The sequence below is a fragment of the Pseudomonadota bacterium genome, from assembly GCA_010028905.1.
In the GTDB taxonomy this organism is placed as follows: domain Bacteria; phylum Vulcanimicrobiota; class Xenobia; order RGZZ01; family RGZZ01; genus RGZZ01.
This window is the reverse complement of record RGZZ01000111.1, coordinates 1-12420: the sequence shown is the minus strand read 5'-3', so window position 1 is coordinate 12420 and position 12420 is coordinate 1. Positions and strand designations below refer to the sequence as shown.

At 68.1% G+C, this 12420-nt stretch carries 11 protein-coding genes; 5 read left to right on the top strand and 6 right to left on the bottom strand.

Features of this window, described 5'->3' with window-relative positions; translation table 11 throughout:
* Positions 1 to 163 precede the first annotated feature (163 nt).
* Positions 164 to 859 (bottom strand): hypothetical protein, encoded by a 696-nt coding sequence (locus EB084_10030; protein NDD28589.1) that lies wholly within the window; start codon positions 857 to 859, stop codon positions 164 to 166.
* Positions 860 to 1113: 254 nt separating this feature from the next.
* On the opposite strand from EB084_10030, the gene EB084_10025 reads away from it, so the two are divergent.
* The 4 genes from EB084_10025 to EB084_10010 all read left to right on the top strand — a co-directional run bounded on the left by EB084_10025 (position 1114) and on the right by EB084_10010 (position 8214).
* Positions 1114 to 2703 carry a GNAT family N-acetyltransferase gene (locus tag EB084_10025; protein ID NDD28588.1) on the top strand — a complete coding sequence of 530 codons (1590 nt, stop codon included), beginning with the start codon at positions 1114 to 1116 and terminating at the stop codon, positions 2701 to 2703.
* Positions 2704 to 2729: 26 nt separating this feature from the next.
* Positions 2730 to 5045 (top strand): GAF domain-containing protein, encoded by a 2316-nt coding sequence (locus EB084_10020; GenBank protein NDD28587.1) that lies wholly within the window; start codon positions 2730 to 2732, stop codon positions 5043 to 5045.
* A gap of 1113 nt (positions 5046 to 6158) precedes the next feature.
* Positions 6159 to 7517, top strand: coding sequence for a glycosyltransferase family 1 protein (locus tag EB084_10015; GenBank protein ID NDD28586.1), 1359 nt, complete (start codon positions 6159 to 6161; stop codon positions 7515 to 7517).
* Between the two features lie 127 nt (positions 7518 to 7644).
* Entirely contained in the window at positions 7645 to 8214 is a 570-nt protein-coding gene (locus EB084_10010) for a hypothetical protein (protein ID NDD28585.1), read from the top strand.
* Here EB084_10010 and EB084_10005 read toward each other — a convergent pair.
* The 5 genes from EB084_10005 to EB084_09985 form a co-directional block, all read right to left on the bottom strand.
* Positions 8196 to 8735 carry a chromate transporter gene (locus tag EB084_10005; protein NDD28584.1) on the bottom strand — a complete coding sequence of 180 codons (540 nt, stop codon included), beginning with the start codon at positions 8733 to 8735 and terminating at the stop codon, positions 8196 to 8198. The genes EB084_10010 and EB084_10005 overlap by 19 nt on opposite strands.
* Positions 8735 to 9388, bottom strand: coding sequence for a chromate transporter (locus EB084_10000; protein NDD28583.1), 654 nt, complete (start codon positions 9386 to 9388; stop codon positions 8735 to 8737). The genes EB084_10005 and EB084_10000 overlap by 1 nt, the downstream gene beginning before the upstream one ends.
* Positions 9388 to 10392, bottom strand: a complete 1005-nt coding sequence (locus EB084_09995) for a cardiolipin synthase (protein NDD28582.1) — start codon at positions 10390 to 10392, stop codon at positions 9388 to 9390. Before EB084_09995 ends, EB084_10000 begins: the two co-directional genes overlap by 1 nt.
* 149 nt (positions 10393 to 10541) lie before the next feature.
* The gene (locus EB084_09990; protein ID NDD28581.1) at positions 10542 to 11999 is read right to left on the bottom strand and encodes a DUF4340 domain-containing protein; all 1458 of its coding nucleotides are present in this window, start codon (positions 11997 to 11999) and stop codon (positions 10542 to 10544) included.
* Between the two features lie 9 nt (positions 12000 to 12008).
* A complete protein-coding gene (locus EB084_09985; protein NDD28580.1) occupies positions 12009 to 12239 on the bottom strand; it encodes a hypothetical protein in 231 nt (76 codons plus the stop codon).
* Here EB084_09985 and EB084_09980 point away from each other — a divergent pair.
* Positions 12238 to 12420: TetR/AcrR family transcriptional regulator (locus EB084_09980; protein ID NDD28579.1), on the top strand; the 183-nt coding region annotated here is incomplete at its 3' end. The genes EB084_09985 and EB084_09980 overlap by 2 nt on opposite strands.

Below are 12420 nucleotides of genomic sequence, written 5' to 3'. Positions count from 1 at the left end.
CGCGCGGTCTGTGGCAGATGATCCGACGCCAGGGCTCCAGGGGCTATGGGCCGGAATAGCCGTTCCTAATAGTCTGCCTGCGTCCGAAATCCTGCCACAGAAAGAAAACAGGCGCCGCCCGCAGTGGGGTGGCGCCTGTTCTCGTCGTGACGACGTACCGCTGTCAGGCCACCATCTCGAAGGCCTCGCCCGGAGCGGGACGCGGGTTCTCGAGCATGTCGAACGTGTTGCGGGCGCGGCGGATGTTGGCCTGGGTGAACCCCGCCGGCTCGTTCGCCATCGTGAACGCGTTCTGCGGAGGAGGAGCCGAGAGGCTGCCCCCGTCGTCCTTGAGCACCGAGTAGATCTCGCGCAGCGTCTTCTTCGCGTAGAGCGGCTCGTTCTGCTTGGTGTACTGGTCGATCTCGGTCTTCACCATCGTGCGCAGGCCGTTGAGCAGGCGCTTGTGCTGCGACATGGCCGAGTCGTTCTGGGGCTGCTCCCGCGCCATGAGCCAGTACGGGATGTTCCAGTCGTTGGCGGTGCCCGCGCCCTTCGAGTGGGGCTGCAGGCTCGGGGGGAGCCAGCTCTGGCCCTCTTCCTCGCGCTCAGACCACTCGACCTGACCGCGCCCGAGGCGCTGCAGCGACTGGTCTTGACCGAGGCGGCGGCGGGGCGCGGTGCGGGCCGTGCCGCTGTTCGAATTGACGCTCTTCGAGCCAGACGATTCGGAAGACTCAGTGGCGGCGGTGCGAGCCTTTTCGGTCTCGCTTGTCTTGTCGGTTTCCTTGATCGTCTGATCGACACGCAGCTGCTGGGCCTGGCCCACCATCTGCGACTTGGCGATCATATTGTTCATGTCTTGTGCGCCGATGGACATTCCCACGGGTCGTAGAGCTCCATCCACTCAGAACTGGCGGACGCACAGCCACGTCGTGCGTCACGATCGACCGACCGCTTCAGTGTCTCTCGCGCCTGCGAGGACACCTTTCTCATCCCTGCGGCGGAGACTTCCTCCACCTCACGCTCATCATCCCGTTCCCGTCTGCTCCCGTAAAGAAGGCATTGTAAACATCTTGTTGCCGATGTTACTATTGCGTGAACAACCATGCGCAGTTATGTCAACAAATCCCCATGAGCTGGCTTCACGTGCGGAAGGCGCGGGCGCCGGCCGACCTCGAACGAGCCTACGCCATCAACGTCGAGTACCTCGATGCCGTCGATGTGGTGGTGCGTGACAGCCTGGAGAGCTTTCGCGAATACTTCGGCCCTCGCTCCGGGTTCTGGATCGCCGTCGCCGACGACGCGATCGAGGCGACACACGCCGAAGATGTGGCCGCCGGCGAGGCCGTGGGGTGCATCGCGCTGCGGCCGCTGCCCGCTCTCGGTCCTCATGCCTGTGAGGTGAAGCGCCTGTACGTGCGGCCCTCGCTGCGGGGACACGGCCTGGCCCACCGCCTGCTCGACGCTCTCGAGGCCTTCGCCGCGGAGCGCGGGTACACCGAGGTCTTCCTCGACACCAAGGACGATCTGCACGCCGCCATCCGGTTCTACACCCAGCGGGGCTACGTCCGGCGCGCTCGCTACAACGACAATCCGCAGGCGACCATCTTCATGTCGCGGATGCTTCCCGCCTGTGGCACGTCGGCCCGTGTTCTCTCGATGCTCCGGCGCTGGGGACGCAACGTGCACGGGTTCGATGCGCTCGAGCCAGGGCTCGAGCACTGGTTCGCTCCGGATGACGCGGGCGTAGTCGCCTTTGCCCGTTCTGCTGGCTGGCGCGTGGCCGTGGGGTCTCCCATCTGTGCGCGGGAAGCGCTGGCCGCGATGGCCCGGGCGTTCTCCGAGGACGCGCGGCGGCACGGTGAGGAGGCGGTGTTCTTCGGCGTCAGCGACCGCTTTCTCGAGGTTCTGCCGAAAGACGGGTTCGACTGGGTTCAGATCGGCCTGCAGCCCTCGTGGGACGCCCGCGACTGGCGCCGTGTGTGGGAGAGCACCCCCGATCTTCGCTACATGGTGCGTCGCGCGGGTCGCGCCGGCATCGAGGCGGCGGTGGTGCCGCCCGCTGCCCTCGAGGGGTCCGAACCGCTGCGCTGCGAAGCCGAGCAGCTGCTCGCGCGGTGGCAGCGAAGCCATCGCATGCCGGCCATGCGCTTCATGGTGACGGTCGATCTCTTCACCGCGCTGCACGAGCGTCGCTACTTCGCGGCGCGCAGAGGGGGGCGGCTGGTGGGGCTGCTCTCCGCGGTGCCCATCTACGGCCGCGGAGGCTGGCTGCTCGATGATCTGCTCATCGAGCGCGGTGTCGCCCCGGGTGTGGCAGAATCGCTCATCGATCTCGCCATGCGCGAGCTCGGCGCCGATGGCGTTGCGTACGTCTCGCTCGGTCTGGTCGCGCTGGCCGGCCTGGGGGAGGGGCGCGCTTCGCCTCGCGCGCATCCCATCCTGGGGGCGGCGTTCAACGCCTCTGTTCGCTGGCTCAACGGTCTCTACAGCTTTCATGGCATCTACAGCTTTCGCGACAAGCTTCAGCCGTCGGCCTGGGAACCGGTCTACATGGCAGCCTCGCCGCGCGTCTCGGTGCGCACGCTCCTGGCGGTGCTCTCCGCGTTCTCCGGGGGAAGCCTGCTGCGCTTCGCACTGCGTCTCGCGCGCCATCTCCTGGCGCGGGGGGGCAGCGAGATCTTTCACCGTGTCACGGGTAGGAGGTTCGCCTCCGTCTGAAGAAAGCGCGGCCTCGATCAGAGAACATGAACATCACGATTGACGGCACGGAAACGCTGAGGCCGTCTCGGCGCGGGGGGCGACATCGGGGGCGCGACCGTCTGGCTGAAATGGCCATGGCGGCCATGCGCGCGCGCGACGTCGATGCACTCGCCGAGGCCTGTCTCGACATCCTCATCAGCGGCGGCGACATCGACGCAGCCACCTTGCTCTTGGTTGAGCCGCACACCATGCGGGTGCTGCCGGTTCCCTTCCGAGGCGCGCGCACGGCCGACTTCTCGCTCGACGACGTCGACGTGATGGCGCTCTGCGCGCGGGCTGTGGAGGGCGCGTCTCCCGTGCTCGAGGAATCGGCGCCCGATGGTCGCACGGGAGCGCGGCGCCTGCACATCTCGTCTCCTCTGCGGGGGCGTCGGCCGGAAGATCGTGCCGATGACGTCCTGGCCGTGCTGCACGTGGTCTCGCGTCCCAGCGCACGCATCGAGCGCGCCGAGCTCGCCGCGGTCTGCGAGATGCTCGGGGTTGCCCTCCAGAACGTGATGCGCCTGGCCTACGCTGAGCAGCAGGGGCGCATCCTCGGCGGGCTCTGTGAGATCTCCGATCGCATGAGCGAATCGGTGAGACTGCACGACGCGCTGGGTCGCGCGCTCTCGCGGGTGCTCGAACTCGTGCGTGGCGAATCGGGCTGCATCTACGTGCGTCACCCGGGCGCCGAGGCGTTCGTGCTGAGCGCTCGGCAGAGCCCGCCCGGCCTGCTCGTCTCGGAAGAGCGCGCCATCGCCGAGGGGGTCGGCGAGCTGGGTGAGGTGGCGCGCTCGCGACGGCAGTGCGCCTGGCGCTCTGGCGAGGGGTCCGAGGAGCGTTGCCATGTAGGCGTGCCGCTGCAGTCAAAGGCCGAGCTGTTCGGCATCTTGAAGGTGACCAGCCTGCCTCGGGAGTCGTTCAGCAGCGAGGAGATGCTGCTGCTCGGTCGCCTGGGCCGCCAGATGGGGGTGGCCATCGAGAGCGGTCTCCAGTTCGAGACCATCTCTGATCAGGCGACGCGTCTCTCGCGTCGCACGGGGCATCTGGCCGCGCTTCTCGAGACGAGCGAGCGCATGTCGAGGTCGGTGGAGATCGAGGGCGACGTCGACGCGTGCGTGCAGCGCTTGAGCGAGATGATGACCATTCCCCTCGTGCTCGTTCTCGTCGATGAAGGCGATGGCATGGCGCGCATCGTGAGCCGTTTCGTCGATCGCCGACTGGGCCGACGCGCGCGTCGCAGCGCCCGTGAGATGCGCATCTCGTGGCGCGCTCTCCCGGTTGCGGCGCGTTCGCTGAAGAGCGGTCGCATGGTCGTGGTGATGGAGGGGCAGAGCGATCTGGGCGCGGGGGAGCGTCGCTGGATGCGCTCGAACGACGTGAGATCGGCCCTCGTCGTTCCGCTGGTGATCGACGGCCAGCCCCATGGCACGCTGGTGCTGGCCTCCATCAGCGAGCCCAGGGTCTTCCACCCTTCCGAGCTCGACTTCAGCCGCACGGTCGCCAACCAGCTGGCCATCGCCATGGAGCGCGCGCGTCTCTTCCGCGAGGTGCGCGACTCGGCCCGCCTGCTCGAGAACCGCGTGTCCGAGCGCACCCAGGCGCTGCGCGAGGCCAACCTGCGCCTGCAGGAAGTGACCCGTCAGCGCAGCGACTTCCTCAAGGTGATGAGCCACGAGCTGCGCACGCCTCTCAACGCCGTTCTCGGGTTCTCCGAGATCATGGCCGACCCGGCGAGCACGCTCGCGCCCGACGAGGTTCGCGAGTACGCAGGCGCGATTCTGCAGAGCGGAACCAGTCTGCTCTCGCTCATCAACGACATCCTCGATCTGGCCAATCGACAGGCGGCCACGGAATCGCTGCATCGCTCTGCGGTCGATGTCGGTGTGGTGGTGGCGGGGGTGGTCGAAGTGCTGCGACCTCAGGCGCTCTCGCGCACCATCGACCTCGCCGTCGAGGTTGCTTCCGATGTCCCCGTTCTGCTCACCGATCGCCCGCGCGTCAAGCAGATCCTGTACAACCTCATCTCCAACGCGATCAAGTTCTCGCCGGACGGCGGGCGCGTGACCGTGTCGGCCGAGATGTCACAGGGCAGGGTGTGCGTGCACATCGCCGATGAGGGTCCCGGCATCGAGCCGGCGCTGCGCGAACGCGTCTTCGAGCCCTTCTTCCAGGTCGATGCGGGTCTGGGCCGCGCCCACGAGGGGGCGGGCCTCGGGCTCTCGCTGGCGCGTCGTGACGCACGCCTGCTCGGCGGAGACGTTCACCTCGATGGCGCCCAGGGCGGTGGCTGCATCGCCAGCATCTCGCTTCCGCGCTGACGACGAGCACGTCTGCCTCCAGACCCGACCTGCGGCCGCAGGAGAGTGCCGCGCGGCGGCAAAGGGGGGAGGGGTGAAGAACCGCCTTCGACATCTCGATCTCACGCGTCTGCCGTATCGCCTGCGCGTCATGGCCGTGCTGCTCGAGTCCGGCACCCCCTTGCGCGAGGTAGAGGTCTTTGCGGCGCTCGAACGCGCGGGCGCCTCCCCTCCGGGCGGTCAGAAGGCCCTTCGCCGCGCGTGTGCCGCCGACTCGTGCGTGCGCTTGCGGCGCGATGGTCGGCTTGCTCTCGACCGCCGCCATCCGGACTTCGCGCGTGATGAGGCGCGGGTGATGCGGGCCGTGCTCTCCTCGCCCGCGCGCAGCACCCCCCCCTCTCGCAAGGCCGCGGGCAGAGGCGGGCAGCGAGATGCGGCGCCGCGGCGCTGCCGCCGAAGGGCGACGCGGGTCGAGTCGACCTGGTTCGGGTCACGGCGTCCGCTTGGGGCGTCGACGGCGTTCGAGGGGGCGATGGACCTGCTGCTGTGGCTCGACGCAACCTCGGGGCGCGTTCGCGCGTTCGCGGTGACGCCGTGTGGCGAATCCCCAAACGCCCTGGGCGAGCTGCTTGAGACGGCCATTCACACCCCTCTCGACGGCCTGGCGTCTGAGGTTCCCCGGCTCCTGTCGGTCGATGTCGAGGTCGGCCAGGGCAGCGTCGAACAGGTGGCCCAGGCGCACGACATCGAGACCGTCGTGCGCGAGATGGGGGTTCTCGACGCCGTGTACGAGCGCTTGCGCCGCGAGCTCGAATCGCCGTTCGTCACGCCCCAGATCGTCGAGGGGAGCGACTTTGGTCGCTTCTACGCCCGATGTGCCGCGCTTCTCGAACGCCCCCCCTGGCGAAGCGGCGTGCGCGCAGACGAAGCCCTCCGCATCGAGGGGCTCACAGCATCGCCCTTGCACGTTGCATTCAGCGGGGAAGCGCCCGCCGGCCTCACGGTCTTCCTCGATGAGGCATCTGCGCTGGGCTATCTGCTGCGAGGGAACGCGGGAGCCGCGCCGGTGCTCGCGGTTCGTTTTCACGACGCGCGGCGCATGGCTTCGGTGGCCGCCGTTGCCGCCACGTTCGGATGGAAGGCAGACCAGGTGCCGCTGCCCACCAGATCGCTCGGCGCCGAGGTTCGCCTGGTCGACGCACCCGAGCTCGAGCTCTTGATGGCGGCCATGGACGTCGTGCGGGGCCTCGATTTCGCTCAGCCGTTCCGCGCTCTTGTGACCCGGCTCGAAGATGGTCGTGTGGCCCAGGCCACGTGGCCGCTCCTGGCGAGCCCCTTCGCGCCCTGTTCCAGCGCATGAGCGCGAGGCGCTGGCGAACGGCGCATGTCACCACCATCGACATGACGGCGTGGTGCTTCCTGCGCTCATGGTTTGGCGTGCTCAAGGCCGCGGGTCACGAGGTGACCCTGCACACCGCCGTGGGGCCCTTCACCCCCCGGCTCGAGGCCTGCGGCGCCACGGTCAGCGATGTGCGCATCCCCCGTCGCATCGAACCCGTCAGCGACGCGCGTGCCCTCTGGAGCCTCTATTGCGCGTTTCGCCGCACCCGTCCCGACATCGTTCACACGCACACGTCCAAGGCCGGCTTCATCGGCCGTCTGGCCGCGTGGCTCGCCCGCGTTCCCGTGATCGTGCACACCATGCACGAGCCGCCGCACAACGCCGCGGGAGGCCGCTTCACCCGCGCCCTCTACATCTGGCTCGAGCGCCTGGCGGCACATCTCGCGACCCACGTGATCACGGTCTCCTACGCCAATGAGCGTGAGATCATGCGACAGCGCCTCGTGTCGCGCGCAAAGCTCAGCGTGGTGCGGGAAGGGCTCGATCTGCGGGGCTACCCGCGTGCCGCAGACCCGCGCGCGGCGGTGCGCGCGCTGGGCATCGACGATGGCGCGCCGGTGGTTGGCGCGGTGGGGCGCCTCGAGGAGGCCAAGGGGCACACCTGGCTGATTCAGGCGGCCCGGCGCGTTCTGGCCGAGATTCCCCAGGCGCGGTTCGTCATCGTGGGGGGAGGGCATCTGCGCGACCGCCTGCAGTCGGAGATCGACGCCCTCGGCCTGCATGACCGCGTGCTGCTCACCGGGTATCGCGAGGACATGCTCGCGCTGATGCAGGGCTTCGATGTGTTTGCCCTCCCTTCGCTGTGGGAAGGGCTAGGCATCGTCCTCCTCGAGGCCATGGCGTATGCCCGGCCTGTCGTCGCGTCAGGCGTGGGCGGGGTCAATGACGTGGTCATCGACGGAGAGACGGGCCTGCTCGTGCCGCCCCGCGCTGTCGATGCCATGGCAGACGCGCTTCTCACCTTGATCCGCGATGGCGACCTGCGACAGCGCCTGGGGGAGGCGGGAGCCAGCCGCCTGGCGGCCGAGTTTCGCGACGAGGCCTGCAACGCGGGGCTCATGTCCATCTACCAGCGCCTGCTGGAGGGCTGACCTCTCGTCTGCTGCGGGTGCCACGGTCTGCGGGGAACGGGGGTGCAGCCCGTGGGTGGGGAGGAACTGGAGGGGCAGGCTCGAAGCCTGCACAGAATCCCCAACCTCGACGCTCAGGAGCACGCCCGTGGCGCCCCCCACCGACGACGAACCCGGCCTTGCGTCTCCGCCAGCGGAGCACGCTGACGCGTCGAGCACCGACGAGATTGAAGACGATGCGCCGGACCTGGCGCGTCTTGCGATTCTCTCGTGCGTGCTGCTGGGGCTCATCGCATTCTGGCTCTACACCAGCCTGCATCCGCCTCCCCGCAAGTTCTACACCGATCTCCCCGGGCTTCGTCTCGATGGCCTGACCAATGCCCAGCTGGCGGCGGTGCTCGAAGAGTCCAATGCCATGAACTGCGACTGTGGCTCCTCAACGTGTCACTACAGCGTGGCAGAGTGCAGGCACATGGAGCAGACCGCCTGCGACGTGAGCCTCAAGCTGGGCGCCATCATCATTCGCAAGGTCACGGGGAAGGAGGCGCAGCTGACGCAGGCCATGCCACCGCCCATGCCCGCGGCTTCGTCGTCGGCGCAAGCCGGAAGCGCCGCTTCGCCCGCGGCTTCGTCGTCGGCGGAACCCGCTGCCGCTTCGCCCGCGGTGGCGCCTGCGTCGAGCGCTTCGCCTCCCGCCGCTCAGCCGCCGAACCCGTAGCCCAGGGCGCCGGCGACGGCCATGATCCAGAGCAGGTTGACCCGGGTGTACGTCACCAGCACAGTCGTCACCACGGCGATGGCGATGGTCAGCGGAGACCGGCAGGCGGTTCTCGCGAGAACCAATGCGCCGGACAGCAGCAGCCCCACGCCGAGAGGCGCGAGGGCCTTCTCCACCGCGCGATGCCATGGCGATTGCGCGAAGCGGTCCCAGACGTTTCGCACGTAGTACGTGAGCAGGCTCGAAGGGCCGAACATGCCGACGGTCGCGGCGAGCATGCCGATCCACGCGGCGGCGGGGCCAGCCTTGAGGCCCGCCTCGTAGCCGATGATGCAGACGAACAGCATGGTGGGGCCGGGCGCAATGCTCGAGATGGCGTACAGGTCGACGAACTGCTGATCGGTGAGCCAGCCGTTGGCAATGACGTCGCGGTGCAGGGCGGGGAGCACGGCGGTCCCGCCGCCCAGGGCCATCACCGAGAGCAGCGAGAACGTTCCGAGGATGACGAATGCGATGTGCATCACGGAGCCTCTGGGGCCGAAGGCGTGTGAGGCTCGCGTGCTGCGTGCGCCGGATGGGCGTGACCTGCGCTCGGGCGGTAGACGAAGAGCGAGATGGCCGCCACCGCCAGCGTGACCTTCAGCATCGACCAGCGCAGCACGCCCACGCAGATGAACACGCCCGCCACGAGAGCCGTGAACACCGGTTCGCGGAAGTGCTTCCGACCGGAAGCGAAGGCCGTGCCGAACGACGAGCCCACCGCTGCCGCCGCAAGCCCGGAGAGCACGGCGGCGGCAGAGGGAACCACGCCGCTGTGCATGTAGAGCAGGCCCAGGGTCATGACGAACACGATGGGGATGGCGGTGAGCCCGACGAACGCGAGCGCTGCGCCGGGAGCCCCGTGGTAATGAGAGCCCACGTAGATCGAGAAGTTGATCATGTTCGGCCCAGGAAGGATCTGGGACAGGGCCCGCGCCTCGAGAAAGGCGTCGTCGGTCATCCAGCGGTCACGCACCACGAACAGCTCGCGCGCCCACGCCGCGGTGCCGCCGCCCACGCTCACCACCGAGAGCTTGCCAAATCCGGTGAGGAGCTGGCGCCGGCTTGGCGGAAAGGTCTCCTCTGCCGAGACAGATGGGGACTCCGGTTCGGTCGCGACCCCAGCCGTGGGCATCAGTCGATGGCGTCGTGCGCGAGCTCGGCCTCGGCCGAACGCGGCGCCAGCGCGCGAATCGCCTCGAGAGGGTCTTGCGCCTCGTACTTCTTCGAGGCCTCCCAGTCGGCGTCAAAGATGTCGAGCGCCCGCTCGACGATGGCCTCGTCGTGGCAGACGATGCCCAGCTCGCGCCGAAGCTCGAAGGCATGGCGGTCGATGTTCATCGAGCCGATGAGAACGCGCTTGCGATCGCTGATGAGCATCTTGCAGTGGATCTTCGGGTGCTTGATGGCGTGCATCTTGATGCCGAGCCGGCTCATGATGCGCGCCGACGCAGTTGTCTCGAGCACGTCAGTGTCGCTCACCCCGTGCAGGCCCCCGCAGAGCACCTTCACGTTCACGCCTCGGCTGGCGGCGGCCGTGAGACGATCGAGGATGCTCACGTCGACGAACTTGGGATGCTCGACCAGCAGCGAGCTGCGCGCCTCGTCGATGAAGGCGGCATAGCGCTCACGGGCGTTGTCGGGGCTCCAGAGAAGGCCCGTCGAGGCGTTTGGCTTGAAGGGCCTGCGCTCCCAGTCGGCCTCGAAGCAGTCCCGTATCTCGGCGATCTGCGCGGGGTCTGTGGTGGCCACCGCGTAGTCCCGGGTCTCGGTGAAGTACTTCTCGCTCAGGTTGAAGGTGCAGACGAAGGCCCGACGGTCGTCGACCACGATGGATTTCTCGTGGCTCACCAGGAAGTGTGGGTTGGTCCATCGCACGGGCACGCCGGCTGCTTCGAGAAGCTTGAATGTGTCATCGTTGGCGCGTGTCCCGGTCGAGCGCTGCGGGTTGAGCATGACCTTCACGTCGACCCCGCGCCGGTGCGCGTCGACGATGGCGCGAACGATGGAGGTCTCGGTGAGCGCGAACTGCTTCACCAGAAGCGAGTGCTCGGCTCGGGCCACGGCGCCCGTGACCGGCTCCACGCCGTCTTCGGGCTCGACGATGAGATGGCGGGTGGGGGAGAGGCTCTTCGGCAAACGACGCTCCGCGCAAGAGGGCTGCGCTGCTCGGCTTGTTTTGCGAGCGCGTGCGCAGGGCTCCGGTTGAGGCCGTTTTTCGTTCGCGGTGCGGTGAATCCTCCCCCCCTCTCCTCGTCGGCTTCGGACGGGGGAGAGGGGGGGAGGACTCAGCGGGCAGGCGCGGCAGAGGGTGCCACCGAGGGTGAGCCCCCTGTCGCGGAGGGTGATCCCCCTGTCGCGGAGGGTGATCCCCCTGTCGCGGAGGGCGAGGCCACGGCCCCCTTGCGGATGGCCTCGATGTTCGTCTTCCAGTCGTTGACGAACGAGGTGTCTGCCGTGTACACGTTGTCGCCGGTCGTCTTCACGTAGTGCCGATGCGTGGGGGTCTCTCCGCCCACTGTGAGGGTGGCCAGAACGGTTCCCTTGTCGTCGGTGATCTCGAAGCGGTCGCCAGGCTTCTCGAGGCTGGCCTTTGCCGCGGCGAGCGCACCGGCGTCAGACACGCGGTGCTCGTACTTGAGGTCTTTCATCGTGTAGAGCAGCGCGGTGACCTTGCCCATCTCGTCCTTGGCGGCCGCGGGCTTCGCGAAAGACCACAGGCCACCGCTCTTGTCAGCGGATGCCTCTCCCGCGACGGCGTCAACGATCTTCACGTGGGCGGCCTTGTCGACCTCGAGGCCGGCATAGAGGTGCTTGTCTGCAATCTCGGTGGCGTCGAGCTCGAGGGTGGCCAGCTGGTTGTCGGGGAGCAGGAACACGTCGCGCTGCCCAGCCACGGTTCGTGCGGCGTACCAGCCGCCCTCGGTCTTCTCGCCCACCACGAGCTCGGCCGGATCGCGGTCGCCCTCGTTCCAGATCTTGAGGGTGTAGAGCGCCTTCAGGCGCTTGTCATCGGGTGGCACGTCGTCGAAGTACTTCTTCACCGCAACGGTCTGGAACTTGTTCAGGAAGGCGGTGATGGAAGCCCCTTCGGCGCGGCTTGCCACCGGCTTCGTCATCGACCACTCGGCCTTGTCCTTGGCTTTCGAGAGCTCCACGTCCTTGCCGTCACCGCTGGCCGAGATGCGGTCGATGCGGGCGGCATCGACAGGAAGGGGCGCGCCTTCTCGCCAGGTGTCGGCCTGGCGCAGGATGTCGGCGGCGATGGCGTTTCCGCCGAGCAGCACCGGACCTGCGTCGTCGACCCGCATGTACCAGCCTGTCTCGGTGGGGGACCGAAGGCCGACGGCCACGTTCAGCGTCTTGGCGTCAGGGCCGTGCAAGGTGGCCTTCATCTGGGGCTTGTCGAGGCCGTACTGCTCGAGCGCCTTTCCGCTCGTGTCGTCGGTGACGATGCGGTCGGCGTGCATGTCGGCCAGGGCATTCACGAAGTTCTGCACCGTCTTCGTGGCGGCCAGCCCCTTGTAGGGGGCCTTCACGAGCCAGACGCCGTCCTTCTTCTCGAACGACAGCGACTTGCCCCCGACCACGAGATCGACCGAGGAGACATCGGCGCCTTTCAGGGTCGACGTGAGCGCGGGGCGCTCCTTGTCGTCTTCTGGTGCTCGAACCTTGTCGCGGAACCAGTACAGCGACCCGAGAAGGGCCACCAGAACCACCATGACGAGGGTGCTTCGGATGCTCATGGCCCCTCCTCAGTAGCGCCGCGACATGGTCAGCAGCATCACGCCGAGCGCCGCCACGATGCACGGCACGAAGGGCATGGCGAACCACGAGAGGCGCTGACGCGAGACGTCATCGAGGGTGATGGGCTGCTTCTTTGCCTCGGGGCGGTTGATGGCGATCTGCTCGGTGCGCTCCGCGAGCCAGGCCACGGAGTTCATCACGATGTCGCCGTTGCCCAGCATGCCGAAGAACGAGCCCATGATCATCTGCACGCTTCCGAATACGATGACGCGGGCTTCGGTCTTGCTCTGTGGGGTGGGGCTGGGCGCCGCGGCTGGTGCCCCCGACGACGCGCTCGAAGGCGCGGCCGAGGGAGCCGTGGCGGGCGCGGCGGAAGGCCCCGCGGAGGGTGCGCCCGAAGGCGCCGCGCTCGGCGCGGTC

What these genes read in the sequence shown, in the direction of transcription:
- EB084_10030 (NDD28589.1), bottom strand. Translation starts at nt 859, where the DNA reads ATGTCCATCGGCGCACAAGACATGAACAATATGATCGCCAAGTCGCAG.
- EB084_10025 (NDD28588.1), top strand. Translation starts at nt 1,114, where the DNA reads ATGAGCTGGCTTCACGTGCGGAAGGCGCGGGCGCCGGCCGACCTCGAA.
- EB084_10020 (NDD28587.1), top strand. Translation starts at nt 2,730, where the DNA reads ATGAACATCACGATTGACGGCACGGAAACGCTGAGGCCGTCTCGGCGC.
- EB084_10015 (NDD28586.1), top strand. Translation starts at nt 6,159, where the DNA reads ATGGAAGGCAGACCAGGTGCCGCTGCCCACCAGATCGCTCGGCGCCGA.
- EB084_10005 (NDD28584.1), bottom strand. Translation starts at nt 8,735, where the DNA reads ATGCACATCGCATTCGTCATCCTCGGAACGTTCTCGCTGCTCTCGGTG.
- EB084_10000 (NDD28583.1), bottom strand. Translation starts at nt 9,388, where the DNA reads ATGCCCACGGCTGGGGTCGCGACCGAACCGGAGTCCCCATCTGTCTCG.
- EB084_09990 (NDD28581.1), bottom strand. Translation starts at nt 11,999, where the DNA reads ATGAGCATCCGAAGCACCCTCGTCATGGTGGTTCTGGTGGCCCTTCTC.
- EB084_09985 (NDD28580.1), bottom strand. Translation starts at nt 12,239, where the DNA reads ATGGGCTCGTTCTTCGGCATGCTGGGCAACGGCGACATCGTGATGAAC.